The sequence below is a fragment of the Sanguibacter sp. 25GB23B1 genome, from assembly GCF_040012415.1.
Classification (GTDB): Bacteria; Actinomycetota; Actinomycetes; order Actinomycetales; family Cellulomonadaceae; genus Sanguibacter.
The window spans coordinates 1-25,431 of the sequence record NZ_JBDYKL010000046.1 but is presented as its reverse complement, the minus strand read 5'-3'; the positions used below and the strand labels follow the sequence as shown (position 1 = coordinate 25,431).

Below are 25,431 nucleotides of genomic sequence, written 5' to 3'. Positions count from 1 at the left end.
GCGTGGGGGCGGTCATCGTAGATCTCCTTCGCGGGTGGCGGGGTGTGCGGGTGTCACGGGGCGTGCGGGCTGGTGGGGACGATGAGCTGCTGACCGACGAGGATGACGTCCGGGTCGGTGCCGATCGTCTGCTCGTTGGCCGCGTGCAGCGCCGGCCACGCTGCTGCGATCTGTGCGTCCGTGGCGCCGGGTGCCAGGCGGCTCTCGGTGATCGACCACAGGGAGTCGCCGTCGGCGACGGTGATGGTCGTCGTGCCGGGTGGGGCGTCCTGGTCGGGCGGGGTCGGGTCCGGTATCGCGGGTTCAGGTACCGCGGGCGGCGTCGGTGATGTCGTCAGGCTGTCGTCAGCGGGTGGGTGAGGTGCGGGAGGCAGGGCCAGCTCGACGGAGTCCGCGTCGGTGCCGGCGTCAGTCCTGTCCGGTACGGACGTGTCCGGCGGTGCGGTGATCGGGGCGGTGGGGTCGGGTGTGCTCGTCCCTGTCGAGACCCATCCGAGGTCGGGAACGGGCTCGACGGCGAGGGCGGGGCCCGCCGTGAGGACGAGACCCGCACCGATGCCGGCGACCGCGAGGCGCCGGACGGCAGCGGGAGCCACTGCGCGGATGCAGGACGCGAGCACGGCGCTCTGCAAGCCTGCTGCGTGTGCGAGGAGCGCGACGGTCACGAGACCGAGGCTCAGGCTCCACCACGCAGCGACCACGCAGCCGAGACCGAGGAGCGGGACCTCGATGAAGGGGGTGAGGGTGTTCATCGTCGGCGTGCCGGAGAGGAGGAGCTCCACGTCGAGAGTCGTGGCTACCGCTGTGAGCCGGATGGCGAGGACAGCGGTGAGGAGGCCGAGGAGCCCGGCGCCTCCTGCGGCCTTCGCGAGGGCGCCGTGGCCGGGTCGTGCGGACGAGGTCGCGTGACGCATCTTCACCCTCCGTTGTTGTTTGATGCAGTTTGGTGTCGTCTGATGTGTCTGAATATATCCTGATGATTGTAGAAAGTGTCCACAGACGTATCGCCCTGTGGACAAGCAGGGCCGACGCGCGGCGATCCGAGCGACAGTGGCGGATGCGATGGGAGATGTTGTTCGCCGACCTGGCCGGCCAGCTCACCGTGGTCGAGGCCCTCGAGCTCGACTCCGCGGTCGCCGACCTCACGAGGGCGGAGACGGCGACGATCAGCCTCGAGGACAGGATCCGTGCGGCCGTGGGGCGCCCGCTGCAGCTCCTGCTCGTCGGAGGTCTCGACCTGCACGGAGAGCTGCGGGAGACGTCGTCGGAGTGGCTCCTGCTCGTCGCTGCGGGTCGTGAGGTTCTTGTACCGCTCAGCGCCGTCGAGTCGCTGCGGGGGCTCGGTGTGCGTGCGGCGCCCGGCCCGGGCTCGCCGGGAGCAGGACGTCCGTCGAGCGTGCTGAGCCTGGGTCACGCCTTGCGGGGGATCGCCCGCGACCGCACCGTCGTCCGCGTGCGGACACCGCACCGGGAGTACGTCGGGCGCATCAACCGGGTCGGCAGGGACCACCTGGACGTCGTGGGGGTGCCGCTCGACGGGCGAGGAGGAGCCGGGCCGGGCGACGTCGTCGTCGTGGCCTTCGCGTCCATCGCGCACGTCACCTCGACGTGAGGTCCCTCGCGCGAGGTCCGCGCCGGACGGCCGAGCCGTCCGGGTAGCGGTGGCCTACTCCTCGAAGCCGCCCGCGTCGACCTTGGCACGCGTCTGGGCATACATCCGCTGGATGTACGCCTCGAACTCGGTGGTCTCGATGCGCCACTGGCCCCGACCGCCGATCTGGATCGCGGGCAGGTCGCCGCTGCGGACGAGGGCGTACGCCTGCGCGGCGGAGATGTTCAACGCCTCCGTGACGTCAGCGAGCGTGAGGAACCTGGCCATGCTCCCAGTTTTGCACGTTCCGCCGGTCGGTCACCGGTCATCCACAGGCGGTGTGCATCTGCAGCCTGATGCGGGCAAGATGTGCACGGTTCGGTGCACCCTCCATGCACCTCTTGCTCGCGACGATGGGACCCTTTCCGATGCTTGAACGCCCGAGCGGATCCGCTGACCTCCCCAGCCCCAGCGCCCCGAGGCTGCGCCGGCCGGGATGGCGTGACCCGCGCCTGGCCTTCGGTCTCCTGCTCGTCGCCGGTTCTGTCGCGCTCGGGTCCTGGGCGGTGTCGAGCGCCGGACGGACGGTCGCTGTCTACGCCGTCGCAGAGACTGCGACCCCCGGTGACGTGCTGACGTCCGCCGACCTCGTCCCGCTCGACGTCCGGCTGGGGGCTGACGCGAGCCGCTACTTCCTCGCGAGCGAGCCGTTGCCCGAGACGCTCGTCGCCCTGCGACCGGTGGGTGAGCGGGAGCTCCTCCCGCGCTCGTCCGTCGGGTCGGGTGACGCGCTCGCGTTCCGCTCGGTGGCCGTGCCGGTCGTGCAGAGCCTGTCGTCCAAGGTCGCGGCAGGTGCCGTCGTCGACCTGTGGTGGGTGCCGGCCGAGGTCCAGGGGTCCGCCGCCGGGAGCGCCCCCGCCGACGCGGGCGCGGGGAGCGTGCCGTCGCTCCTGGCCGAGGGGCTCGTCGTCGCCGAGCTCGAGGAGGCGGGCGGCACCGGGCTGCTCGCGAGCGGTGCGCCGACGGTGCAGGTCCTCGTCCCGACGAGCGACCTGGCGGAGGTCCTCGGCGCGCTCGCCGGCGACGGTACCGTCGCGATCATGCCCGTCCCCGGTCTCGACCGATGAACCCGGGGCCCTCTGAGCAGCTGGCGCCCCAGCACCCGCGAGAGTCGACAGTCCTGTGCTCCGTCCGCGGGGCGCTGGAGGGCCACGTCGTCGGGATCCTCTCGACGGCATCGGACCTCAATGTCACGCGCAGGTGCGCCGACCTCGCTGAGCTCCTCGCGGCGTCGGCCTCAGGGCTCGGGATGGTCGCCGTCCTCTCGGGCGACCTCGCCGGTCTCGACCGCTCGGCGGTGGCGACCCTGCACGCTGACGGCGTCCACGTCATCGGGATCCTCGACACGACCGACGACCGCCAGGCGGAGCGCATGGCTGCTCTCGGTGTCGACGCGGTGCTCGACGCGGGACTGGTCGCCGAGACGCTCGTCTCGTCGGTCCGCGCGCTGGCGTCGACGTCGCTCGTTCGCCGCGGCACGGCGGCCTCTCGGTTCGACGGATCGGGTCGTGGCGCCGGCCCGAGCGGTGTCGCGCACGAGCCATGGGCCTCCGACGACACCCGACCGTCCGTCGGCGGCCCGTCCGGCCCTCCGGAGCCCGTGCGTCGTGGCCGTGTCGTCGCCGTCTGGGGACCGACAGGTGCCCCCGGACGGTCGACGGTCGCCCTCAACCTCGCCTCTGAGCTCGTCACCACGGTCACGGACCGCCGGACGGTGCTGGGCAGGCGTTCCAAGTCCACCTCGGCGGGCGAGGCGGTCGATGTCGCCGGACGCGAGACCGCCTTGCTCGTCGATGCGGACACCTACTCGGGCTCGATCGCGCAGATCGCGGGGCTTCTCGACGAGTCCTCCGGCATCGCGGCCGCCTGCCGCGCCGCGGGTCAGGGTGCGCTCGACCCGACGCTGCTCGCGCGGCTCTCGCCGGAGATCGCGCCACGGCTGCGGGTCCTCACCGGCATCGCCCGTGCCTCGCGCTGGCCGGAGATCTCGGAGGTGGCGCTCGACGTCGTCTGGGAGGGGTGTCGCGAGATCGCCGACTGGACCGTCGTCGACTGCGGATTCAGCGTCGAGCGGGACGAGATGCTCTCGTACGACACGCGGGCACCGCAGCGCAACGGTGCCACCCTCAGTGCGCTCGGAGCGGCCGACGTCGTGGTGGTGGTCGGTGGCGCGGACCCCGTCGGGGTCCAGCGCCTCGTTCGCGCCCTGGACGACCTGCGGGAGTCCGGGGTGGGCGAGACGGCGGAGCGCATCGTCGTGGTCAACCGGGTCCGGGCGTCGGCGACGGGTGCGAACCCGTCCACTGCGCTGCGGGACGCGCTGTACCGCTACGCGAGCGTCAACGACGCCGTCCTCGTCCCGGACGACCAGGTGGTGTGCGACGGGGCGCTCCTCGCGGGGCGCACCCTAGCGGAGCACGCGCCGACGTCTGCGGCACGCCGGGCGATCCGGTCGGTCGCCGACCGGGTGCGCACCACCGGCACGACCGCCGCTCCGGGCGCCGGTCCGGCGTCCCGGGCGGTCACCCCGGTGGCACACTAGGCGCATGCGCCTCTATCTCCCCGCGACCCTCGACGAGCTCGACTCACTGGACGGGGGCACCATGACCGTCGAGCCCCGGCGGGCTCACGCAGCGACCCCGGGTCTCGTCGCCGCGCTCGCCGACGAGGACGTGGACGACATCGAGGAGGTGGAGTTCGCCGCCCAGCTCGCTGCGGCCGACGACTCGGTCGTCCTCATCGCCGGGAAGCCGTCGGTGGCGTGGCTGCGCGTGGTGCTGTCGGTCGACGTGCCGGACACTGTCGTGGTTCCCGCGGCGCCGACGACGGACGAGGACCCCGAGGACGTCCCGCTGAGCGCGGTGGACGTCACCGAGCGCCTCACCGGCGTCGCGGTGGTGTGCGCGCACGTGGACGAGCCGGAGGCGGCAGCCGACGTCCAGGCCGTGCTCGGCGGCGACGAGGACGCGATGGAGCGCCTCGTCGACCGTGACCTGCTCTGGTACGACGCGTCAGAGCTCGGGGACGTCCCGCGCTGAGAGCGTCGCCAGCGCGGCCTCGTGGAGCAGTCCGTTGCTCACCAGCGCGTTCCCGCCGTGCGGGCCGTCGACACCGTCGAGGGACGTGAACCGTCCGCCGGCCTCGGTGACGATCGGGACGAGTGCGGCCATGTCGTAGAGCGCGAGCTCGGGCTCGAGAGCGAGGTCGACCGCGCCCTCCGCGACGAGCATGTAGGACCAGAAGTCGCCGTACGCGCGGGTGCGCCACGCCTGCCGGGAGAGGTTGAGGAAGCCGGGGAGCATGCCGCGCTCCTCCCATCCGCCGAGGCTCGAGTAGGAGACCGAGGCGTCTGCGAGGCTGCTCACGCCCGAGACCCGCAGCCGGGAGGCGTGCGCGAGCGACCGACCCGTCCAGGCGCCCGTCCCGCGTGCGGCCCACCAGCGACGTCCGAGAGCGGGTGCGCTGACGACCCCGACGACGATCTCGTCGTCCTCGGCGAGCGCGATGAGCGTCGCCCAGACGGGGACGCCTCGTACGAAGTTCTTCGTCCCGTCGATCGGGTCGATGATCCAGCGCCGTGAGCTGTGGCCCGTCGTGCCGAACTCCTCACCGACGATCGCGTCCCGACCGCGCGAGCGGCTGAGCTGCCCACGGATGATCTCCTCGGCGCTGCGGTCCGCGTCGGTGACGGGGGTGCTGTCGGGCTTCGACTCGACGTGGAGGTCGAGCGCCTTGAACCGGGACATCGTCAGGGAGTCGACCTGGTCCGCGATGACGAGAGCCAGGCGGAGGTCGTCGTCGTACTGCACGCGCGTCGTCATGCCACCCACGGTAGCGGTGCACCGTCCCGACCAGCGACAAGGCGCGGCGGGTGCGTGACGATCGAGTGCGGACGGGTCTAGGAGCGTGCCGTGAGGAGGCGTCGGAAGGAGTCGACGCGGGCGGCGCGTGCCGTCTGCACGGTCTCGTCGTCCGCAGCGGCGGCGATCCACGCGTCGAGCTCGCAGTCGGGCGACCCATCGAGGTGGGTGCAGCCCCGCGGGCACTCCGCTGCGACGTCGGCGAGGTCGTCGAACGCGGTGAGGAGGTTCTCGATCTGCACGTGGGCGAGCCCGAAGGACCGCACGCCAGGGGTGTCGATGACCCAGCCGCGCGCGCCGTCGTGCTCGGGCAGCCGGAGCGCGACGGCGGACGTCGAGGTCTGGCGTCCGCGGCCGGTGACGTCGTTGACGACACCGACGGTGCGGCGCGCGCCGGGCACCAGCGCGTTGACGAGGGTCGACTTCCCGACCCCGGAGTGGCCGACGAACACGGAGGTCCGGCCGGAGAGCGCCGCCTGGACGACGGGCAGCGGGGTGATCTCGCCGGTGGGGGAGCGGTGCGTCGTGACGACCGAGACGCCGATGGGCTCGTAGAGGGCCTTGAGCGCGTCCGGCGACGCGAGGTCGGACTTCGTCAGGCACAGGAGCACATCCATGCCGGCGTCGTAGGCGGCCACGACGCACCGGTCGATCATGCGCGTGCGTGGCTCGGGGTCGGCGAGCGCGGTGACGATGACGAGCTGGTCGGCGTTCGCGACGATGATGCGCTCGTAGGGGTCGGTGTCGTCGGCCGTGCGCCGCAGGACGGTGGAGCGCTCGGTGATGCGGACGATGCGGGCGAGCGTGCCGTCGTCGCCGGTCGTGTCGCCGACCATGTCGACGCGGTCGCCGCACACGACGCGCTGTCGGGTGAGCTCCCGCGCCTTCATCGCGATGATGGTGTGCTCGTCCGGGAGGTCCTCGTCGATGAGGACGGTGTAGCGGCCGCGGTCGACTCCGGTGACGAGACCGGTGAGCGCGTCCTCGTGGTCGGGACGCGTCTTCGTGCGTGGGCGCGTGCCGCGCTTGCTCGGACGCTGACGGAAGTCGGACTCGTCGATCGGACGGCGTGACACCGGGTCAGGCCACCGGTCCAGCGGAGCCGGCGAGCATCCGGTCCCACATCCCCGTGAAGCCGGGCAGCGTCTTCGCCGTGGTGCCGACGTTCTCGACCTGGACGCCGGGCACGCGGAGCCCGACGAGCGCGCCGGCGGTCGCCATGCGGTGGTCGTGGTACGTGCGGAAGATCCCGCCGTGGAGCGGTCGCGGGGTGATGACGAGACCGTCGGCCGTCTGCTCGGCCTGGCCACCGAGACGGGTGATCTCCGTCGCGAGCGCGGCGAGCCGATCGGTCTCGTGCCCACGGAGGTGCGCGATCCCGCGCAACCGGGAGGGCGAGGTCGCGAGTGCCGCGAGTGCCGCGATCGTCGGGGCGAGCTCGCCCGCCTCGTGGAGGTCGACGTCGATACCGTCGATCTGCCCCGTCCCCGTGACGGTCATGACACCGTCGGACAGGAGGGCGTTCCCGCCCATCGCCGTGAGCAGCTCGGCCATCATCGCACCGGGCTGCGTCGTGCTGCTGGGCCACCCGGGCACGCGCACGGATCCGCCGGCGACGAGCGCGGCGGCGAGGAACGGTCCCGCGTTGGAGAGGTCGGGCTCGACCCGGACCTCGCGGCCGGACACCGGTCCGGGGCGGACCTGCCAGATCGCGGGCCGTGAGCTGTCGACCTCGATGCCGGCCTCGCGCATGACGGCGACCGTCATGTCGATGTGGGGGAGGCTGGGGAGGGTCGGGCCGGTGTGCCGCAGCGTGAGGCCCTGGTCGAACCGGGACGACGCGAGCAGGAGCCCTGAGACGAACTGGCTCGAGGCGGACGCGTCGACGTCGACCGCGCCGCCACGGACGCCACCCGTGCCGTGGATCGTGAAGGGCAGGAGCCCGCGCCCGCCGTCGTCGACGCTGACACCGAGGCCACGGAGGCCGTCGAGGATCGGTGCCATCGGTCGCACGCGGGCGCCGGCGTCGCCGTCGAGGGTGACCCGGCCGTCGGCGAGGGCCGCGACCGCGGGCACGAACCGCATGACGGTCCCGGCGAGACCGCAGTCGATCGTCGCGTCACCTGTCAACGAGCCCGGGGTGACGTGCCAGGTGCTGGCGTCGGAACCTTCGGTGATGCTCGCCCCCAGGGTCCGCAGGGCATCGACCATGAGGTCCGTGTCGCGGCTGCGCAGCGCGCCGCGCACGGTGCCGGGCGAGCTCGCGAGGGCGGCGAGCACGAGGTACCTGTTGGTCAGCGACTTGGAGCCCGGGACCTCGACCTGTGCGTCGAGCCGGCCGGGTGCCGGCTCGAGGGTCGGCGCGGTCCACAGGTCTGCATCGGGGGCTGCGATCGTCATGGGTTCAGGTTATGGCACTGGTGGCCTGGTCGGGCCGGACGACCACGACGCCGCCGGTCGCCCGCTCGCACCTGTGGGCGGACGACCCGCGGCATCGTGGGTCCAGGACGATCGTCCAGGTGATCCGTCAGTCGGTGACGCGTGAGGCTGCGCGGCTCGCCGCGCGAGCTGCCTTCGAGTGCTCGACGCGCCAGGTGATCCCGGGCCGTCCTTCGTAGTCGACCCCGGCGAGGAGGGCTGCCCCGATCGCCCCGAGGCGTCGGACGAAGCGTTCGGTGCGGACGCTCCGCTCCACGGGCCCGGAGCTGAAGGGCTGGTCGGCCACGGCGAGCGGCACGGTGAGCAGCGCGAGGAACAGCGCTGCGGAGCGCGGCGCACGGCCGACGGCCAGCGCAGCGCCGGCGGCGACGGTCAGCCCTCCGTGGACACGTACGGCGGTCTTCAGCTGGCTGTCGGTGAGGTGCGGCGCACCGCCGACGAGGGAGGAGATCTGGTCGGCCGGACCGCGCGCGGACGCGACGTGCCGGTCCGGGTGGCGGACGGCGTCGAGCCCGTCGTGGACGAACCAGGTGGCGAGCAGGGGGCGAGCGATCGGGCGGAGCAACATCGGGCGATCTCCTTACAGCCGGCGTTTCGGTCGAGCGTCTCGGTCGAGGTGGTGCAGACGACTCACGGTGCAGACGACACAGGGTCGAGGTGGTTCAGAGCGCGCCGCCGGCAGCCTGCGGCGCGTCGGCAGACTCGCCGCCGTCGCCGACCTGCTCGCGGGCCACGTAGTTCTCGAGGTCGAAGAGGTTGTCCACGGCGCGTCGAGCGACGGTGAGGAGCGTGTTCGCCGAGGCGACCTCCTCGACCTGCTCCTTGAGGAACCACAGGAGGAACTGCTCGCCGAGGGCGTCGCCCTCCGCGCGGGCTGCCCGGAAGATCGCCTCGATCTGCGTGGTCACCTGCTTCTCCTGCTCCAGCGCGAGCTGGATCGGCTCGACGACGGTGGTGAAGGCGTTCCGCACGGGGCTTCCCGACGGGATCTCGACGGCGAGGTCCCGGTCGAGCATGTACTGGACGATCATCATCGCGTGGTTGCGCTCCTCGACCGCCTGACGGTAGTAGTGCGCCGCGAGCTGGGGGAGGTCCTGTCGGTCGAACCACACCGCGATGGCGATGTACTGCTGGTGCGCGTCGAACTCGTGTCCGACCTGCTCGCGCAGGAGGGTGAGGAACTGGGAGTGAGCTGCTGTGGTCGTCATACATGAACCGTAGCGCTGAGGGCCGCTCCGGGCCGCCGGAACGAGGAACCCTCACGCGGGCGCGGTGGGAATGCACGGCGGGCCCGGTGTGTTGACGCCCTCGTGACATGTGCAGTGGAAGAACGATCTGACGTCGCCGTCCGGACCGGGGCGGTCGGGGCGGTCGGGGCGGTGCCCGTCCGCGTGGGCGACGGCTCCTCCGTGGCACTACGCTCGGTGCTGATGACCGAGGACACGAACCGCGCTCCGCAGACCGAGGACGATGCCGCACGGACCGCCAGGTTCGAGCGTGACGCTCTCGCGCACCTGGACCAGCTCTACTCGGCGGGCCTGCGGATGACCCGCAACCCGACGGACGCCGAGGACCTCGTCCAGGAGACGTTCGCGAAGGCCTTCGCGGCCTTCCACCAGTACCGCCCGGACACGAACCTCAAGGCGTGGCTGTACCGGATCCTCACCAACACGTTCATCAACAACTACCGCAAGAAGCAGCGCGAGCCTCAGCAGTCCGCTGCCGAGGACGTCGAGGACTGGCAGATCGCGCGGGCCGCGTCCCACACCTCCAGCGGGCTGCGCTCCGCGGAGGCGGAGGCGCTCGACCGCCTGCCGGACTCCGACGTGAAGCGCGCACTCCAGGAGATCCCCGAGGACCGACGGATGGCCGTCTACCTGGCTGATGTCGAGGGCTTCCCCTACAAGGAGATCGCCGAGATCATGGGAACACCGATCGGTACGGTCATGTCGAGGCTGCACCGCGGGCGCGCACAGCTGCGCGAGCTCCTGCGGGACTATGCGGTCGAGCGTGGGTTCGTGCCTTCGGGGGACGGGGCGGCGACCGGCCGACCGACGCACGGCAAGGAGGACGCGCGGTGAACGACAACTGCGACGACGTCATCGAGCATCTCTTCGAGTATCTCGACTCGGAGATGACCGACCATGACGCGGAGAAGATGCGGACCCACGTCGCCGCGTGCTCGCCGTGCCTGGCCGAGCTCGGGATCGACGAGATGGTCAAGCGGCTCTTGCGACGCTCGTGCACGGAGCAGGCACCCGAGTACCTGCGGACGAGGATCCACGAGCAGATCGTGCTCCGCACGTCCGACGGATCGCTGCACGACTGAGCCTTGCCGCGTCCGCCGAGCACGTCGGTGGACATGACCGGAGGTGAACGACCGAGGGCCCCGATGCCGTTGCATCGGGGCCCTCGTGTGTCGCTGGCGAATCAGGCGTTGGGACGCTTGCCGTGGTTCGCTGCGTTCTTCTTACGGTCACGACGCTTGCGTCCGCGCTTGCTCATGGTGATCTCCCTGAATGAAAGGACTGGGTAGCCGCGCGTGTGGCCGCACGAGCCTCGACTCTATGATCCCACACGTCCTGGGATGCCGTGGCACACGTGAGGCAGGTCTCCGTCGGGTGAGCCGACGGGCAGGTGCTCAAGTACGGCCTCCGCGTGCCGATAACAGAGAAGTGAGCGAACAGAACCAGTCCGTCATCCCGCTTCTCCATGCCCTCGCCAGCACCGGAGCCTCCGACCTGCACTGCAAGGTCGGCTCCTCGCCACGGGTGCGGGTCGACGGTCGGCTGCGCAAGCTCCAGACGCCGTCGCTCGAGCCGGCGGACACGGTGAACATGCTCTCCGAGGTGCTCCCGGACGACTATATCGAGGACTTCGAGCGCTCGCACGAGGCGGACTTCGCTTTCCAGCTCGACGAGGTCGGGCGCTTCCGCGTCAACGCCTATCAGGCACGCGGGCACGTGGGGCTGGTCTTCCGGCGCGTCACGGAAGGCACCCTCTCGATCGCCGAGCTCGGGCTGCCGGAGGTCGTCGGCGAGCTGTCTCTCGAGCCGCGTGGTCTCGTCCTCGTGACCGGTCCGACCGGTTCCGGCAAGACGACCACCCTCGCGTCGATGGTCGACCTCATCAACACTCTCCGCGAGGTGAACATTATCTCGATCGAGGACCCGATCGAGGTGCTCCACACGGACAAGAAGGCGATCATCTCGCAGCGTGAGGTCCGTCAGGACACGGCCGACTTCAGCTCGGCGCTCCGTGCGGCGATGCGCCAGGACCCGGACGTCATCCTCGTCGGCGAGATGCGTGACGCGGAGACGGTCAAGGCGGCGCTCCAGGCGGCGGAGACGGGCCACTTCGTCATGTCGACCCTCCACACGATCGACGCGCAGGAGACGATCAACCGCATCATCGACTTCTTCCCGCCGCACGAGCAGACGCAGGTCCGGACGGCGCTCGCGCAGTCGCTCCGCGGCATCGTGTCCCAGCGCCTCGTGCGACGCGCGGACGGTGGTGGCCGCCGCGTCGTCACGGAGGTCATGGTCAACACGGGTCGCACCGCGGAGGCGATCGTCAACCCGCTCGACAGCCCGCCCCTCCTCGATCTCATCAAGGACGGCGAGTACTACAAGATGCAGACGTTCGACCAGCACCTGTTCGACCTCGTGCGCGACGAGGTCATCACGTACGACGAGGCGTGCGGTGCGTCGACGAACCCGCAGGACCTCACGGTCGAGCTCCGCGCCGCCGGGATCATCTCCTAGGGCCCCGCCGTGCCGACCCGACTTTGTCGTGGTCGTCATGCCGTCTAGCGTGGGCAGCACCTGACAGAGGAGTGCACATGCGCAACGAGACCTGGGTGATCGCCGCACCGCGGCTCATCACCACCACGATCGCCTCCGACGCGGCTGGTGCTGCGGGACCAGGGGCCGGTCCGCAGGCGACGTCCTTCGGTGAAGGCCGCGGACCGGTGAGCACGGTGAGCGCCGGGATCAACGCGGGTTCGGTGCGGGTCGAGGTCTGGGACCGGGTGGACGTCGAGCTCGAGGTGCTCGCGGTCTCGGAGCGTTCGCTCGTCGCGTCCTTGTCGGACGACGAGTTCCAGGTCTCCTACGAGTTCACCGGTATCGAGGGTCTCGTGGACCGGGTCAAGGGCCTGCGGAACAAGGACTCGGCGGACCTCGTGCTCCGGGTGCCGCACGGCGCAGCCGTCAAGGTGTCGACGCTGCGGGCGAGCGTGAGCATCGCGGGCGTCGACGGCCCCGTCACGGTGAGCTCCGTCGACGGTTCCGTCGAGATCCACGGGGCGGCTGCGTCGGTGAACGTGTCGACGGTCGCGGGCGTCGTCCACGTGACCGACCACCGTGGTGCCGTGAACGTCAAGACCGGCACCGGGGCGATCGAGCTCGGTGGACAGCTCACGCGGGCCGAGGTCAACACCGTCTCGGGTGCCGTGTCGGTCCAGGCCGGCACACGTGCGAGCCTCATCACTGCCAAGACGGTGTCGTCGACGATCGCCCTCCGGCTACCCCTCGAGGTCGGCGTCGACCTGCACGCGCGCTCGGTGTCCGGGACCGTCCTGCTCGACGGGACGAGCCTCAAACGACCGGGAGCGCGGACCGCGCTCGTCGACCACGTGGAGCCGGACGCGACGACGTTCCTCTCGACGAGCACGATCTCGGGCGACGTCCTCATCTCCCGCGGAGACTGACACCGGCGCCGGACGGCAGGCCGGGACCGTTCGGCTCAGGCCTCGTCGTCGGGGAGCCCGAGCCAACGGGACCACCCCGTGTGCAGCACGAGCCACGCCATGAGGCCGTAGCCTGCCTGGCTCGGGTACGTTGTCCCGCTCGCGGCGAGGTCCCCGAGCCACTGCTCGTGGTTGACCAGCGGGGTGAACGTGTCGACGTAGGGGACCCTGCGCCGGTTCGCGACATCGGCGAACGCCGTCGACAGCTCGCCGAGCCGGTCCCGCTCGTCGTCGGCGCCGGGCGGCGGACCGACCACGAACGCCGGGATCCGGCGGTCGTCGGCGACGTCGAGGATGTTCGCCAGGTTCAGTCGGCTCCGCGCGACGGTGAGGCCGGCGGACACGTCCGCGCGGCCGAGAGCGACGACGATGCGGTGCTCGACGCGCGGGTCGTTGACGGCGCGACGGTTGAACTCGCCCTCCCACCGCGCGCTGAGCGCGGTCGTCGTCTCGCCGGGGACGGCGAGCGGGAAGACCATCGTCAGGAGCGGCGAGTGCGTCCGGGCGCTCACGCGCCCGAGCCAGCCGAGGCCCTTCGGGTCACCGACACCCGCAGCGAGCTCGTCGCCGACCACGCAGATGCGCAGCTGGTCAGGTGCAGGGGTGGTCACGGTGGCTCCCGTTCGGGTCGAGCACGGCCGGGCGTCCGGCGGGAGCGCCCTGAGCAATTCTCGGACAGGCAGACACCAGCGGGGCACCGCAACACGCCGAAGCGCGTCACGATACCCCGCTGGTGCGGATGAAGTGCTGTCGTCAGCGGGCGAACGCCCGCCCCCCCCCCTCGACGAGATCTGCCTGCTCGGACTGGTGCTTCTTCGCCGAGCCGGCCGCGGGGGACGCGGACGCGGTGCGCGAGACGACCCGGATCGGGCGGCCGATCGCCTCGGGGGCGTTGAGCGCCACGAACGGCCACGCTCCCTGGTTCTCGGGCTCGTCCTGCACCCACACGACCTCGGCGTCACCGAAGGGTGCGAGAGCTTCGACGAGCGCAGCGCCCTCGAGGGGGTAGAGCTGCTCGAGGCGGACGATCGCCGTGCGCGTGTCGCCGGTCTTCTCGCGGTGCGCCACGAGGTCGTAGTACACCTTGCCGGCGCAGACGAGGACACGGTCGAAGGCGTCACCGCCCGCTGCGCGTGCAGCGGCGTGGGCGTCTCCGATGACCTCGCGGAACGTCCCGGTCGTGAAGTCCTCCGGGGCCGACGACGCGGCCTTGAGGCGCAGCATCGACTTCGGAGTCATGACGACGAGCGGGCGGCGCGGACGCGCGTACGCCTGGCGACGCAGGAGGTGGAAGTGCGACGCGGGCGTGCTCGGGAACGCGACCGTGAGGTTGTCCTCCGCGCACATCTGCAGGAAGCGCTCGACCCGGGCGGACGAGTGGTCCGGTCCCTGACCCTCGTAGCCGTGGGGCAGGAGGAGGACGACGGAGGAGTTCTGGCCCCACTTCTGCTCGGCTGAGGAGATGAACTCGTCGATGATCGTCTGCGCGCCGTTGACGAAGTCTCCGAACTGCGCCTCCCAGAGCACGAGTGCGTCCGGGCGCTCGACGGAGTACCCGTACTCGAAGCCGAGCGCGGCGTACTCGCTCAGCGAGGAGTCGTAGACCCAGAACTTGCCCTGGTCACCGGAGAGGTAGAGGAGCGGGGTCCACTCGGCACCGGTCTCGCGGTCGTGCATGACCGCGTGCCGTTGCACGAAGGTCCCGCGACGCGAGTCCTGTCCGGCGAGGCGGACAGGGGTGCCCTCCATGAGGAGCGAGCCGAAGGCGAGGATCTCGCCGTAGCCCCAGTCGATGGCTCCCTCGCTCGACATCTTGGCGCGCTTCTCGAGGAGCTGCCCGAGCTTGGGGTGCACCGTGAAGCCCTCGGGCGGGTTGACGTGCGCGTGGCCGATGCGGTCGAGCACGGACTGCGTCGTCGACGTCTTCCAGCCGACCATGGTGCCGGCGTCCTCGCGCTGGGACTCCGGGCGCTCGAGCCCGGCGACGGGCTCGGAGTCGGCGGGCGGCGTGTAGCCGCCCTCGCGGGTCTCGGTGAAGACGCGCTCGAGCTGCGCCTGGTAGTCCTGGAGGACCTGCTCGGCCTCGTCGACGCTGATGTCCCCGCGGGCCACGAGGTTCTCCGTGTAGAGCTTGCGCACGGAGCGCTTGGCCTCGATGAGGTTGTACATGAGCGGCTGGGTCATCGAGGGGTCGTCGCCCTCGTTGTGGCCACGGCGCCGGTAGCAGATCATGTCGATGATGACGTCGCGGTCGAACTGCTCGCGGAACTCGAAGGCGAGCTGCGCCACGCGCACGACGGCCTCCGGGTCGTCGCCGTTCACGTGGAAGATCGGGACCTGGAGGCCCTTGGCGACGTCCGTGCAGTACAGCGTGGAGCGGGAGGACGACGGGCCGGTGGTGAAGCCGACCTGGTTGTTGATGATGACGTGGACCGTGCCACCGGTGCGGTAGCCGCGCAGCTGGGACAGGTTGAGGGTCTCGGTGACGACGCCCTGGCCGGCGAACGCAGCGTCTCCGTGGATGAGGATCGGCAGCACGGAGAACCCGTCGCCGCCGAGGTCGATCCGGTCCTGCTTGGCGCGGACGATGCCCTCGAGCACGGGGTCGACCGCCTCGAGGTGTGACGGGTTGGCCGCGAGGTACACCTTGGTGCGGGCACCGGACTCGGAGGTGAACGTGCCCTCCGTGCCGAGGTGGTACTTGACGTCTCCGGAGCCCTGGACGCTCTTCGGGTCCTGGTTGCCCTCGAACTCCGCGAAGATCTGCGCGTAGCTCTTGCCGGCGATGTTCGCCAGGATGTTGAGCCGGCCGCGGTGGGCCATGCCGATGCAGACCTCGTCGAGGCCCTTCTCGGCGGCCTCGGACAGCACGGCGTCGAGGAGGGCGATGACGGACTCGCCGCCCTCGAGAGAGAACCGCTTCTGCCCGACGAACTTGGTCTGGAGGAAGGTCTCGAACGCCTCGGCGGCGTTGAGCTTGCGCAGGATCCGCAGCTGCTCCTCGCGTGGCGTGCGCTCGTAGCCTGCCTCGAGGCGGGACTGGAGCCACTTGCGCTGCGTGCGGTCGGCGAGGTGCATGTACTCGGCACCGATGCTCCGGCAGTACGAGTCGCGCAGGAGGCCGAGGATGTCGCGGAGCGTCGCCTTGGGCTTCGTGCCGAAGCTGCTCGTCGGGAAGACGCGGTCGAGGTCCCAGAGCGTGAGCCCGTGCGTCTGGACGTCGAGGTCCGGGTGCTTGCGCTGGCGGTAGGCGAGCGGGTCCGTGTCGGCCATGAGGTGGCCGCGGGAGCGGTAGGAGTGGATGAGCTCGGCGATGCGCGCGGGCTTGGCGGCCTCGGCGTCGGCGTCGATCGTGTTGTCGCGGACCCAGCGGACGGGCTCGTACGGGACGCGCAGCGACGCGAAGATGCGGTCGTAGAAGCCGTCCTCGCCGAGGAGCTTGACGCCGAGGATGCGCAGGAAGTCGCCCGACTGGGCGCCCTGGATGATCCGGTGGTCGTACGTCGAGGTGATCGTCAGGACCTTGGCGATCGCCATGCGGGAGAGCTGCTCGAGCGACGCGCCGGCGAACTCGGCCGGGTAGTCCATGGCACCTACACCGATGATCGTGCCCTGGCCCTGCATGAGGCGTGGAACGGAGTGCACGGTGCCGATGGTGCCGGGGTTCGTCAGCGAGATCGTCGTGCCCTGGAAGTCCTCGACCGTGAGCTTGTTGTTCCGCGCACGTCGCACGACGTCCTCGTAGGCGGACCAGAACTGCGAGAAGTCCATCGACTCGGCGCGCTTGATGCTCGGCACGAGGAGCTGGCGCGTGCCGTCCGGCTTCGCGAGGTCGATCGCGAGACCGAGGTTGACGTGCGCCGGCGTGACGACGGCAGGCTTGTCGTTGAGGAGCGTGTACGAGCAGTTCATCGCGGGCATCTCCGCGAGGGCCTCGACGAGGGCGAAGCCGATGATGTGCGTGAAGGAGATCTTCCCGCCGCGACCGCGGATGAGGTGGTTGTTGATGACGATGCGGTTGTCCACCATGAGCTTCGCGGGGATCGCGCGCACCGACGTCGCCGTCGGGACCTCGAGGCTCGACTCCATGTTCGTCACGACGCGGGCGGCAGGGCCGCGCAGCTTCTGGACGTCGTCGTCGGCCGTCGACACGGGGGTGGTCGTGCGGGTCGCGGCCACCTCGGCGTACGGGGCGGTCGCGGGCTGGGCGGTGGCGACGGGCGGAGCCGTGGGGGAGTCGGCGTGGATCGGGGCTGCCTGCACGGCGGCGATCTGCACGTCTTGTGCCTGGCGGGCAGCCTGGGGGCCGTGGGAGGTGTCGACCGGAGTCTCCTGAGGTGTGGCGGGGGCGGGTGACGCGGCAGGGACGGTGCCTGCGACCGGTGCGGGTGCGGGGGCCGCGACCGGCGCGGTCGCGGGGGGCGCAGCCGGAGCGGGGCTCGGGCGCTTGCCGGAGGACGCGCTCCCGGAGCGTTGTGCCTGCGCCGCTGCCGGGGCTGTCGTGGAGGCACCGTTCGCGGACGCGGGAGCCGTCGTGGACGCGGAGCCGGTGGCACTGCTCGCGGGCGTGCCGCCGACTGCTGAGCTGTCCGGCTCGTATCCCTCGAAGAACTCCCACCAGGCGGGGTCGACCGCGTTCTTGTCCTGGAGATACTGCTCGTACAACTCGTCGACTAGCCACTCGTTCGCGCCGAAGACGGCACTCACTGCGCTGATCGACTCTGACTCAGCATTCGAGGACACGCTGAAATCGCCCACTTTCACCACGGATCACTGCCGCTCGAGGCGGTCTTGGACCCTCCCAGCCTAGGGCCTAAAGGCCTAGGCCCGAGACCGAAGTCGCCCGAATCGCCCATCGACTTCGGGCGATTGTCGGCGTGGTTCTGCTCGAGGCAAACCCAGGGCAACGGGAGCCTGCGGATCGTCCAAAGGGGGCCTGCGCTTCCCCTCGGACGGGTATGGGCCCTCGGTCAGCCCGCATCCTTGCGCAGGCTCGTGGCCGCCCCGACCGCCGCGAGCACGAGCGCGTACGCGGTGAGCAGGACGAGGCCGCCGACCCACGGGAGGAGATCACCCATCCCCATCGCGCTGTAGACGCTGCCGCCCGTGATCGCCTCGCCGGCGGCACCGGGCAGGTAGGTGACGATCGCCGAACCGAGGTCTCCCGTGGCGGTGAGGAGGACACGCACGATGGGCTCGAGGAACTGCGTGTACACGAGGACCACGACGATCGCGACGACCTGGTTCGTCACGAGCGCCCCCAGCGCCACACCGAGGACCCCCCAGATGGTCAGCGCGAGGACGGAGCGCCCGACGAGCGTCCACGTCTCGGCGTCACCGAGGAGGGTGGGGTCCCCGGAGACCCCGAGCACGGCGGCACCGGCACCGACGGTGCACAGCGTCGCGACGGCACCGAAGAGCGCACCGACCCCGGCTCCGAGCAGCAGCTTGGCCGCGAGGACCTTGAGGCGGTCGGGTTCCGCGAGGAACGTCGGGGTGATGGTGTTGTGGCGGTACTCACCGGTGACGGAGAGCACCCCGACGATGACGGGGAACACGTAGCCGAAGGCCGCCGCGACGCCGTAGACGGAGGCGCGCACGGTCTCCGGCGTGATGTCCATCGGTGCAGCGTCGGTGCCCGCGCCCTGCGGCGTGATCGTCAGGGTGAGGGCCAGCATCGCGCCGAGGAAGGCCATGTAGACCGCGGTGGCCAGGAGCAGGATCCACCACAGCCTGGTGGTGACGAGCTTGCGGTACTCGCTCCGCAGCAGGGCGCTCATGACGTCTCTCCGAGGGTGGTGACGGGTGGGGCGGTCGTGGCAGCGTCCGGTGGACCGGGGTCGACCTCGACCATGCGGAGGAAGATGTCCTCGAGACTCTGCGACCGGTCCGCGAGGCCGTGCATCTCGAGCCCGGCAGCGAACGCCGCGGCACCTGCCTCGGCCGTGCTCACGTCCTCGATCTCGACGGTCCGGCCGTCGGGCGATCGGGTCGCCACGGTCCATGCCTTCTGGGCCACGAGCTTCTCGAGCCCGGTCGTGTCCGGGGACGTGAGCGCGATCCTCGGGACGGACAGGGCCCCGAGCTCGTCCATGGACGAGGAGTGCACGAGGCGCCCCCGCGCGATGATGATCACGTCGTCGACCGACTGCTGCACCTCGGAGAGCATGTGCGAGGAGACGAGGACCGTCCGCCCCTCTGCGGCGAGGAAGCGCAAGAACCCGCGCAACCACCGGATGCCCTCGGGGTCGAGCCCGTTCGAGGGCTCGTCGAGGAGCAGGACCCGGGGGTCTCCGAGCAGGGTCGTCGCGAGCCCGAGCCGCTGGCGCATCCCGAGCGAGTACGCGCCGACCCGTCGCGTGGCGGCGGGACCGAGCCCGACGAGCTCGAGGATCTCCGAGCACCGCGCGTCGGAGGCGCCGGCAAGCGGGGCGTAGGTACGCAGGTGGTCGAGGCCGGTCCGGCCAGGGTGGAAGCTCGTCGCCTCGAGCGCCGCACCGACGTCGCGCAGCGGCGAGTCGAGGTCGCGGTAGCTGCGACCGGAGATCGTCGCTGTACCCGCCGTCGGGGTCGTGAGGCCGAGGAGCATCCGCAGCGTCGTCGTCTTGCCGGAGCCGTTGGGACCGAGGAACCCGGTGACACGGCCGGGCGCGACGTCGAACGACAGGTCGTCGACCGCGCGGACCGCACCGAAGTGCTTCGAGAGCCCACGGACGGAGACGACGCCCGTCAGGGAGGTGTCGTGGGAGGTGGGAGCCATGCGCAACACCGTAGCGTGACTCAGCGACCGTCCTCGTCAGGGGCTCCCGGCGTGGTCTCCGGACGGGGAGGCTGGGGGAGCGTGATCCGCATCGTCGCACCGTGCTCGGTGTCCGCGACCTCGACCGTGCCTCCGTGGAGGTCGACCGCCCAGCGGACGATGGCCAGACCGATGCCCGTCCCTCCGGAACCGGCCGCGGTCGTGTGCGCGCTCCCTGCCCCGCGCGCGAAGCGCTCGAAGATCCGTTGACGGTCCGCCTTGGCGATGCCGGGGCCGGAGTCGGTCACGTCGACGACCACGCAGCGGTCACCGGCACGGGCCCGGACGACGACGTCCCCTGCGAACGGCGAGTGCCGGATCGCGTTCTGCAGGAGGTTGACGAGGATCTGCCGCAGCCGCTCGGGGTCGGCCTCGAGGACGAGGTCGGGCGGTTCGACGTCGACGACGAACGCGAGCTGCTTGCCCGCCTCGAGCGTCGAGACCGAGCCCACGGTGTCGTCGAGGAAGGCCCGGGCGTCGAGGTCGGTGATGTTGAGGTCCGCGGCACCGGCCTCGATGCGCGAGAGGTCGAGCAGGTACGTGATGAGGCGGGTGAGACGCTCCGTCTGGGTGAGCGCCGTCTGCATCGTCGCGGGCGTAGGTTCGACGACACCGTCGACGAGGTTCTCGAGCTGCGCCTGGAGCGCTGCCACGGGTGTCCTCAGCTCGTGCGAGACGTTCGCGATGAGCTCGCGGCGCACCCGGTCCGACGAGTCGAGGTCCTCCGCCATGATGTTGAACGCGGTGGCGAGCTGGCCGACCTCGTCTCGGCTGGTCGCCTGCACCCGGCGCGAGTAGTCACCCTCGGACATCGATCGTGCCGCTGCGGTCATCTCGCGGAGCGGAGACGTCATCCCGCGGGCGAGGATCATCGTGAAGAGCATGGAGATGACGATCGCGAGGGGGAACGTCCTCGTCGGGCCCAGGGTGTTGCGCAGACCGAGCCACGTGATGAACGCGGCGAGCGTGACGGACGCCACGACGAGGATGGCGAGCTTGATCTTCAGCGACCGGAAGCGGTCCAGCGGACGCACGTCCGGCAGGTGCGGGCGCAGCGGGCGCTCGCGCCGGACGGGGGGTGGTCCCGTGCCGTCGCGCTCGGGCAGGACCACGGGACTCAGGCTCCGCTCGGCGGCTCGAACGCGTACCCGACGCCGTGGACCGTCCGGATGAGGTCCGGTCCGAGCTTGCGGCGCAACGCCTTGATGTGCGAGTCCACCGTCCGGGTGCCGCTCGCGTCCGCCCAGTCCCACACCTCGGCGAGCAGCCGCTCACGGGTCTGGACCGTCTTGGGCGAGCTCGCGAGCATGACGAGCAGCTCGAACTCCGTCGGTGTGAGGTGGATCTCGTCCCCTGCCCGGTGCACACGTCGCTGCGCACGGTCGATGACGACGTCTCCGATCGTCATCGGCGGTTCAGCGGTCCCGACGGCCGTGGACTGCGCTGCGCGGTCGACCCGTCGCAGGAGCGCCTTGAGGCGGGCGACGAGCTCGCGCATGGAGAAGGGCTTCGTCATGTAGTCGTCGGCCCCGACGCCGAGGCCGATGAGCATGTCCGTCTCGTCGTCCCGCGCGGTGAGCATGAGGATCGGGACCGGGCGCTCTGCCTGGATGCGGCGGCACACCTCGAGACCGTCGATGCCGGGGAGCATGACGTCGAGCACGACGGCGTCGGGCTGGAGCCGGCTCGCGGCCTCGACGCCGCTGAGGCCGTCGCGCGCCACCTCGGTGCGCCACCCCTCCGCCGTGAGGCGCTGGGCGATCGCGGTGGCGATCGCGGGCTCGTCCTCGACGACGAGGATGGTCGCTCCGGCGGCGGGCGTCCCGCCCGGCTGTGTTGCGGTCGCTGGCATGAACACACAATCCCACATCCGTGCCGGGTGCGCGTCAGCCTGAGGGCGGATCCGGTGGAGGTCCGGCGAAGGACTCCGGGCGGGTCCGCTCGGCCACGACGCGCCGGACGGCCGTCCGCTCCCTGCCCCGTGACCCCGGGGGCGCTCGTCGACTAGCATTCGTCGCACGATGACAGACGACGATTCGCCCCGACATACGGCCCCGCCGAGCGCCCTGGGCGGTGGCAGCGAGTGACTGAGTGGATGTACCTCGGTGCCGGCGTACTCCTCACGATCGGCACGGCGATCTTCGTCGCCACCGAGTTCTCGCTGGTCACCCTCGACCCGGCCGTCGTCGGGACGGACGAGGACGAGGACGACGACGGCGGACGTCCCGGGGCCGACTGGCGCACCCGCAGCGTGCGCACCGGCCTCAAGCACCTCTCGACCGAGCTCTCCTCGGCCCAGGTCGGCATCACGATCACGACCATCCTCCTGGGATACACGGCCCAGCCCGCGCTGCTGACGCTCATCGCGGGACCGCTCGGGACGTCGGTCCTGGGCGTGACCGCCTCGGGCGTCGTGGCCGCCACCCTCGCACTCCTCGTCGTCAACGTCTTCTCCATGGTCTTCGGTGAGCTCATCCCGAAGAACTACGCCCTGAGCCGACCGCTCGCCACCGCGCGGCAGGTCGTGCCCGTCCAGCGGGTGTTCACCCGTGCGCTCGGCCCGCTCATCACGCTGCTCAACGGCTCGGCGAACGCCCTGCTCCGCAAGGTCGGCGTCGAACCGCGCGAGGAGATCTCGGGAGCCCGCTCGGCGTCCGAGCTGGTGTCCCTCGTGCGCCGGTCCGCCCAGGTGGGCACGCTCGACAAGTCGATGGCCCGCCTCATCACCAACGCCGTCGAGCTCGACGAGCTCACCGCGGTGGACGTCATGACAGACCGGATGCGCATGGCGGTCGTCTCCCGTGACGACACGGCGGCCGCCGTCATCGCCCTCGCCCGCTCCACCGGCCACTCCCGGTTCCCGGTGATCGACGACTCGCGTGACGACATCGTCGGTCTCGTCCACCTCCGCAAGGCCGTGTCCGTCCCGTACGAACGCCGCGAGCAGGTGCCTGCCGCTGCTCTCATGGTCGACGCGCCGCGCGTGCCCGAGACGGTCCGGCTCGGCCCGCTGCTCGTCGAGCTCCGCGGCTTCGGCCTGCAGATGGCTGTCGTCATGGACGAGTACGGCGGCACCTCCGGGGTCGTCACTCTCGAGGACGTGGTCGAGGAGCTCGTCGGTGATGTCGCCGACGAGCACGACCCGCGCCGCGCCGGAGCGCTGCTCGCCACCGACGGCTCTTGGGTGGTCCCTGGCCTCCTCCGGCCCGACGAGCTCGAGGAGCGCACCGGCCTGCGGGTCCCCGAGGGGGCTGACTACGAGACGCTCGGGGGTCTCGTCATGGCGCGGCTCGGCCGCGTCCCGCGCGTCGGCGACGCAGTGCGGGTCGATGCGGAGTTCGAGTCCCGCGTGATCGTCGCGCACGTCGAGGCGATGGACGGCCGGCGTGTCGAGCGCCTGCGCCTCCGGGCAGGGGAGGACTCATGAGCTCCGGGACCGCACTGGTCATCGGCGTCCTGCTCCTGGCGGCGAACGCCTTCTTCGTCGGCGCCGAGTTCGCCATCATCTCCGCACGGCGCAGCTCTATCGAGCCGCTCGCGCTCGCGGGCAACAAGCGTGCCAAGACGGTCCTGTGGGCCATGGAGCACGTCTCTCTCATGCTCGCGTGCGCACAGCTCGGCGTGACGGTGTGCTCGACCGGGCTGGGAGTGATCGCGGAGCCCGCGCTCGCCCACCTCATCGAGGCGCCGCTCGAAGCACTCGGGGTCCCCGGGTCCTTCACGCACCCGATCGCGTTCGTGCTCGCCCTCGCGATCGTCGTCTACCTGCACGTGGTCCTCGGCGAGATGGTCCCGAAGAACCTGTCGGTCTCGAGCCCGGACAAGGCGGTCATGTGGTTCGGACCGCCGCTCGTCTACGTCGGACGGCTCCTCAAGCCGATCATCTATGCCCTCAACTGGATCGCCAACCACGCGGTGAGGTTCACCGGGGTCGAGCCGAAGGACGAGGTCGCCTCGGCGTTCACCGCCGAGGAGGTGCAGTCGATCCTCGAGCACTCCCAGGCGCAGGGTGCCCTGCTCGACGAGCAGGGACTGCTCGCGGGGGCGATCGAGTTCTCCGAGCGTGACGCGGTCGACGTGATGGTGCCCGTCGAGGATCTCGTCCTCCTCCACGAGGGGTGCACGGCGGACGACGTCGAGCGGCTCGTGGCGCGGACGGGATACAGCAGGTTCCCCGTCGCCGACGCAGCCGGTGACCTCCTCGGCTATCTCCATCTCAAGGACGTGCTCTTCGCGACGGACGACCAGCGCCACGTACCGCTCCAGGTGTGGCGTGTCCGCGCGCTCGCCGAGGCTGCACCGGGCGACGAGGTCGAGGCCGTGCTGCGCGCCATGCAGCGATCGGGTGCCCACCTCGCCCGGATCTGGGACGGAACCAACGTCCTCGGTGTCGTGTTCCTCGAGGACATCTTGGAGGAGCTCGTCGGCGAGGTCCGCGACGCGATGCAGCGGGAGGTCCGGTAAGGCCTGAGATGTCGCCCGTTGTGCAGGGATTCACGCCCTGTTCATGGTCGCGCGTGTGATCTATGCTGCAATCGACCCTCGTGGGGTTGGATTGCGAGAGATCCTTCGTTACTCTTTTGTGATCGTAGTTGCGGTCTTGTTCCCCTGCATGACGCCGATGTGTCATGTAGTGGGTGCGGGGCCGCTTCCTGTGCCGGAACGAGGCGACCGAGACCACCACTGGTCGGAGCGCCGAACGAGATGAGCTGGAGGTGTCGTGGACCAGAGCAGCAGTGGCTTGCAGTCAGGGGATGCGCCCCTCTCGCGGCGTGCCCTCCGTGAAGCAGCAGAGCAGGCGGCCCGCCGCCCGACCCGCTCCCGACGTGAATCCCCGTCTCGTCCGACCGCAGTCGTCGCAGAGCGCTCGGTGGACAACCGAGCGGTAGCCGGCGACAGCACCGCCCCGGCGATCCGCACGTCGCCCTCGAACCACGCCTCCACGGCGACCCGCCGGTCCACGTCGAACATCAAGACGGCGTCCAACGGCAAGGTGGCGAGGAACGGCAAGGTTCCCGCCAACCGGCCGAGCGCCGGCGCCCGTCAGCAGGCGCCCGTGTCAGCGGCGCACCGCTGGATCCCGCGCGCAGCCGTACTCACGAGCCTTGCCGTCGCGACGATCGCGCTCCCGCTCTCAGCAGGCGCTGGTGGGGGATCGGGCTCCGGGTCGAGCAGCACGCTCCTCGCGAGCACCCCCGAAGCGCCGGCAGTCCCGGTCGGCCCCAGCACGCTGGAGATCGTCGCGAACGGCGTCGGCGACGTGACGCCGCCGCCCAGCCTCGCACAGGCGGTTCCGGCTGAGCAGCGCACGGTGCAGGCCGCGAGCCGTTCGGAGACGCGTACGCCGCTTCCTGGCTGCGACAGTGCGGTCGAGGCTGCTGGCACCAACGGCAACCTCTCGAAGTCGACGCTCTGCGAGCTCTGGGGCACGGGCAACTACCTCCGAGGTGACGCGGCCGTCTCGATCGCCGCACTCAACGAGGCGTACGTCTCGGAGTACGGCGTGAACATGTGCATCACCGACTCGTACCGCACGCTCTCCTCGCAGTACTCGCTCAAGAGCGCCAAGGGCGGTCTGGCGGCGACGCCCGGGAAGTCCGAGCACGGCTGGGGACTCGCCGTGGACTTCTGCCCGGAGACCTACCAGTCCACCGCCAAGTGGAAGTGGCTCAAGGCGAACGGACCGCTCTACGGCTGGGACAACCCCGCCTGGGCCCGTCCTGGCGGCAGCGGCGCGACGGAGCCGTGGCACTGGGAGTTCACCGAAGGCGTCGAGAGCCGGGACTGAGTCCCCGGCACAGCCTGTCAGGCCTCAGTCCTGGCAGAGCGCAAGGCTCGGTCAGACATCACGATCTCACGAACGACGTCCCGTAGTACGCGGCCTCCATGATCGTCTTCATGTCCTCGAGCATCGGCATGCGCGGGTTCGCCG

Annotated in this window: 24 protein-coding genes; 11 read left to right on the top strand and 13 right to left on the bottom strand. The window is 70.8% G+C overall.

Going from position 1 to position 25,431, the window contains the following annotated elements; all coding sequences use genetic code 11:
• Window positions 1-53: 53 nt before the first annotated feature.
• Complete coding sequence (locus ABKW26_RS18640) at window positions 54-914, bottom strand: hypothetical protein (RefSeq protein ID WP_348595577.1); 861 nt, start codon at window positions 912-914, stop codon at window positions 54-56.
• A 143-nt stretch (window positions 915-1,057) separates the two neighbouring features.
• Here ABKW26_RS18640 and ABKW26_RS18635 point away from each other — a divergent pair, with 143 nt between their 5' ends.
• Entirely contained in the window at window positions 1,058-1,612 is a 555-nt protein-coding gene (locus ABKW26_RS18635; RefSeq protein ID WP_348595576.1) for a hypothetical protein, read from the top strand.
• 54 nt (window positions 1,613-1,666) lie between these two features.
• Here the strand turns inward: ABKW26_RS18635 and ABKW26_RS18630 are convergent, their stop codons facing one another.
• A complete protein-coding gene (locus ABKW26_RS18630; protein ID WP_348595575.1) occupies window positions 1,667-1,879 on the bottom strand; it encodes a helix-turn-helix domain-containing protein in 213 nt (70 codons plus the stop codon).
• A 140-nt stretch (window positions 1,880-2,019) separates the two neighbouring features.
• Between ABKW26_RS18630 and ABKW26_RS18625 the strand changes: the two genes are divergently transcribed.
• The 3 genes from ABKW26_RS18625 to ABKW26_RS18615 are packed head-to-tail and all read left to right on the top strand — an operon-like array spanning window position 2,020 to window position 4,689.
• Window positions 2,020-2,718 (top strand): hypothetical protein, encoded by a 699-nt coding sequence (locus ABKW26_RS18625; RefSeq protein WP_348595574.1) that lies wholly within the window; start codon window positions 2,020-2,022, stop codon window positions 2,716-2,718.
• Window positions 2,715-4,193: a hypothetical protein gene (locus tag ABKW26_RS18620; protein WP_348595573.1), complete on the top strand. Its 1,479-nt coding sequence runs from the start codon at window positions 2,715-2,717 to the stop codon at window positions 4,191-4,193. Before ABKW26_RS18625 ends, ABKW26_RS18620 begins: the two co-directional genes overlap by 4 nt.
• A 4-nt stretch (window positions 4,194-4,197) precedes the next feature.
• A complete protein-coding gene (locus tag ABKW26_RS18615) occupies window positions 4,198-4,689 on the top strand; it encodes a hypothetical protein (protein ID WP_348595572.1) in 492 nt (163 codons plus the stop codon).
• On the opposite strand, the gene hisN is transcribed toward ABKW26_RS18615, so the two are convergent.
• The 5 genes from hisN to ABKW26_RS18590 all read right to left on the bottom strand — a co-directional run bounded on the left by hisN (window position 4,663) and on the right by ABKW26_RS18590 (window position 9,158).
• Window positions 4,663-5,472 (bottom strand): histidinol-phosphatase, encoded by an 810-nt coding sequence (hisN, locus tag ABKW26_RS18610; protein WP_348595571.1) that lies wholly within the window; start codon window positions 5,470-5,472, stop codon window positions 4,663-4,665. The two genes, ABKW26_RS18615 and hisN, sit on opposite strands and share 27 nt — an antisense overlap.
• Window positions 5,473-5,549: 77 nt before the next feature.
• Window positions 5,550-6,587, bottom strand: a complete 1,038-nt coding sequence (rsgA, locus tag ABKW26_RS18605; RefSeq protein ID WP_348595570.1) for a ribosome small subunit-dependent GTPase A — start codon at window positions 6,585-6,587, stop codon at window positions 5,550-5,552.
• A 4-nt stretch (window positions 6,588-6,591) separates the two neighbouring features.
• Entirely contained in the window at window positions 6,592-7,911 is a 1,320-nt protein-coding gene (gene aroA, locus ABKW26_RS18600) for a 3-phosphoshikimate 1-carboxyvinyltransferase (protein ID WP_348595569.1), read from the bottom strand.
• Window positions 7,912-8,038: 127 nt separating this feature from the next.
• Window positions 8,039-8,518: a DoxX family protein gene (locus tag ABKW26_RS18595; protein WP_348595568.1), complete on the bottom strand. Its 480-nt coding sequence runs from the start codon at window positions 8,516-8,518 to the stop codon at window positions 8,039-8,041.
• Between the two features lie 94 nt (window positions 8,519-8,612).
• Window positions 8,613-9,158, bottom strand: coding sequence for a ferritin (locus ABKW26_RS18590; protein ID WP_348595567.1), 546 nt, complete (start codon window positions 9,156-9,158; stop codon window positions 8,613-8,615).
• Window positions 9,159-9,341: 183 nt separating this feature from the next.
• Between ABKW26_RS18590 and ABKW26_RS18585 the strand changes: the two genes are divergently transcribed.
• The 4 genes from ABKW26_RS18585 to ABKW26_RS18570 all read left to right on the top strand — a co-directional run bounded on the left by ABKW26_RS18585 (window position 9,342) and on the right by ABKW26_RS18570 (window position 12,661).
• A complete protein-coding gene (locus tag ABKW26_RS18585) occupies window positions 9,342-10,031 on the top strand; it encodes a sigma-70 family RNA polymerase sigma factor (protein ID WP_348595581.1) in 690 nt (229 codons plus the stop codon).
• Window positions 10,028-10,279 (top strand): mycothiol system anti-sigma-R factor, encoded by a 252-nt coding sequence (gene rsrA, locus ABKW26_RS18580; protein ID WP_348595566.1) that lies wholly within the window; start codon window positions 10,028-10,030, stop codon window positions 10,277-10,279. The genes ABKW26_RS18585 and rsrA overlap by 4 nt, the downstream gene beginning before the upstream one ends.
• Window positions 10,280-10,625: 346 nt before the next feature.
• Window positions 10,626-11,714, top strand: a complete 1,089-nt coding sequence (locus ABKW26_RS18575; protein WP_348595565.1) for a type IV pilus twitching motility protein PilT — start codon at window positions 10,626-10,628, stop codon at window positions 11,712-11,714.
• 77 nt (window positions 11,715-11,791) lie between these two features.
• Complete coding sequence (locus ABKW26_RS18570; RefSeq protein WP_348595564.1) at window positions 11,792-12,661, top strand: DUF4097 family beta strand repeat-containing protein; 870 nt, start codon at window positions 11,792-11,794, stop codon at window positions 12,659-12,661.
• A gap of 35 nt (window positions 12,662-12,696) precedes the next feature.
• Here ABKW26_RS18570 and ABKW26_RS18565 read toward each other — a convergent pair whose 3' ends face one another.
• The 6 genes from ABKW26_RS18565 to ABKW26_RS18540 form a co-directional block, all read right to left on the bottom strand.
• Window positions 12,697-13,311: a GDSL-type esterase/lipase family protein gene (locus ABKW26_RS18565; RefSeq protein WP_348595563.1), complete on the bottom strand. Its 615-nt coding sequence runs from the start codon at window positions 13,309-13,311 to the stop codon at window positions 12,697-12,699.
• 142 nt (window positions 13,312-13,453) lie between these two features.
• A complete protein-coding gene (locus ABKW26_RS18560; RefSeq protein ID WP_348595580.1) occupies window positions 13,454-17,458 on the bottom strand; it encodes a multifunctional oxoglutarate decarboxylase/oxoglutarate dehydrogenase thiamine pyrophosphate-binding subunit/dihydrolipoyllysine-residue succinyltransferase subunit in 4,005 nt (1,334 codons plus the stop codon).
• 212 nt (window positions 17,459-17,670) lie between these two features.
• Window positions 17,671-18,480 (bottom strand): ABC transporter permease, encoded by an 810-nt coding sequence (locus tag ABKW26_RS18555; RefSeq protein ID WP_348595562.1) that lies wholly within the window; start codon window positions 18,478-18,480, stop codon window positions 17,671-17,673.
• Window positions 18,477-19,460: an ATP-binding cassette domain-containing protein gene (locus ABKW26_RS18550; protein WP_348595561.1), complete on the bottom strand. Its 984-nt coding sequence runs from the start codon at window positions 19,458-19,460 to the stop codon at window positions 18,477-18,479. Before ABKW26_RS18550 ends, ABKW26_RS18555 begins: the two co-directional genes overlap by 4 nt.
• Before the next feature lie 20 nt (window positions 19,461-19,480).
• Window positions 19,481-20,554 carry a HAMP domain-containing sensor histidine kinase gene (locus ABKW26_RS18545; protein WP_348595579.1) on the bottom strand — a complete coding sequence of 358 codons (1,074 nt, stop codon included), beginning with the start codon at window positions 20,552-20,554 and terminating at the stop codon, window positions 19,481-19,483.
• A gap of 62 nt (window positions 20,555-20,616) precedes the next feature.
• Window positions 20,617-21,351: a response regulator transcription factor gene (locus tag ABKW26_RS18540; protein WP_348595560.1), complete on the bottom strand. Its 735-nt coding sequence runs from the start codon at window positions 21,349-21,351 to the stop codon at window positions 20,617-20,619.
• A 243-nt stretch (window positions 21,352-21,594) separates the two neighbouring features.
• On the opposite strand from ABKW26_RS18540, the gene ABKW26_RS18535 reads away from it, so the two are divergent.
• The 3 genes from ABKW26_RS18535 (at window position 21,595) to ABKW26_RS18525 (ending at window position 25,287) form a co-directional block, all read left to right on the top strand.
• The gene (locus ABKW26_RS18535; RefSeq protein ID WP_348595578.1) at window positions 21,595-22,926 is read left to right on the top strand and encodes a hemolysin family protein; all 1,332 of its coding nucleotides are present in this window, start codon (window positions 21,595-21,597) and stop codon (window positions 22,924-22,926) included.
• Window positions 22,923-23,963 carry a hemolysin family protein gene (locus ABKW26_RS18530; RefSeq protein ID WP_348595559.1) on the top strand — a complete coding sequence of 347 codons (1,041 nt, stop codon included), beginning with the start codon at window positions 22,923-22,925 and terminating at the stop codon, window positions 23,961-23,963. Before ABKW26_RS18535 ends, ABKW26_RS18530 begins: the two co-directional genes overlap by 4 nt.
• A 406-nt stretch (window positions 23,964-24,369) precedes the next feature.
• A complete protein-coding gene (locus ABKW26_RS18525) occupies window positions 24,370-25,287 on the top strand; it encodes a M15 family metallopeptidase (RefSeq protein ID WP_348595558.1) in 918 nt (305 codons plus the stop codon).
• Window positions 25,288-25,431 lie beyond the last annotated feature (144 nt).

Coding starts and splice junctions, on each gene's coding strand:
- ABKW26_RS18555 (WP_348595562.1), bottom strand. CDS start 18,480: ATGAGCGCCCTGCTGCGGAGCGAGTACCGCAAGCTCGTCACCACCAGG.
- aroA (WP_348595569.1), bottom strand. CDS start 7,911: ATGACGATCGCAGCCCCCGATGCAGACCTGTGGACCGCGCCGACCCTC.
- ABKW26_RS18590 (WP_348595567.1), bottom strand. CDS start 9,158: ATGACGACCACAGCAGCTCACTCCCAGTTCCTCACCCTCCTGCGCGAG.
- hisN (WP_348595571.1), bottom strand. CDS start 5,472: ATGACGACGCGCGTGCAGTACGACGACGACCTCCGCCTGGCTCTCGTC.
- ABKW26_RS18615 (WP_348595572.1), top strand. CDS start 4,198: ATGCGCCTCTATCTCCCCGCGACCCTCGACGAGCTCGACTCACTGGAC.
- ABKW26_RS18635 (WP_348595576.1), top strand. CDS start 1,058: ATGCGATGGGAGATGTTGTTCGCCGACCTGGCCGGCCAGCTCACCGTG.
- ABKW26_RS18535 (WP_348595578.1), top strand. CDS start 21,595: ATGTACCTCGGTGCCGGCGTACTCCTCACGATCGGCACGGCGATCTTC.
- ABKW26_RS18570 (WP_348595564.1), top strand. CDS start 11,792: ATGCGCAACGAGACCTGGGTGATCGCCGCACCGCGGCTCATCACCACC.
- ABKW26_RS18620 (WP_348595573.1), top strand. CDS start 2,715: ATGAACCCGGGGCCCTCTGAGCAGCTGGCGCCCCAGCACCCGCGAGAG.
- ABKW26_RS18540 (WP_348595560.1), bottom strand. CDS start 21,351: ATGCCAGCGACCGCAACACAGCCGGGCGGGACGCCCGCCGCCGGAGCG.
- ABKW26_RS18595 (WP_348595568.1), bottom strand. CDS start 8,518: ATGTTGCTCCGCCCGATCGCTCGCCCCCTGCTCGCCACCTGGTTCGTC.
- ABKW26_RS18640 (WP_348595577.1), bottom strand. CDS start 914: ATGCGTCACGCGACCTCGTCCGCACGACCCGGCCACGGCGCCCTCGCG.
- ABKW26_RS18625 (WP_348595574.1), top strand. CDS start 2,020: ATGCTTGAACGCCCGAGCGGATCCGCTGACCTCCCCAGCCCCAGCGCC.
- ABKW26_RS18530 (WP_348595559.1), top strand. CDS start 22,923: ATGAGCTCCGGGACCGCACTGGTCATCGGCGTCCTGCTCCTGGCGGCG.
- ABKW26_RS18630 (WP_348595575.1), bottom strand. CDS start 1,879: ATGGCCAGGTTCCTCACGCTCGCTGACGTCACGGAGGCGTTGAACATC.
- ABKW26_RS18550 (WP_348595561.1), bottom strand. CDS start 19,460: ATGGCTCCCACCTCCCACGACACCTCCCTGACGGGCGTCGTCTCCGTC.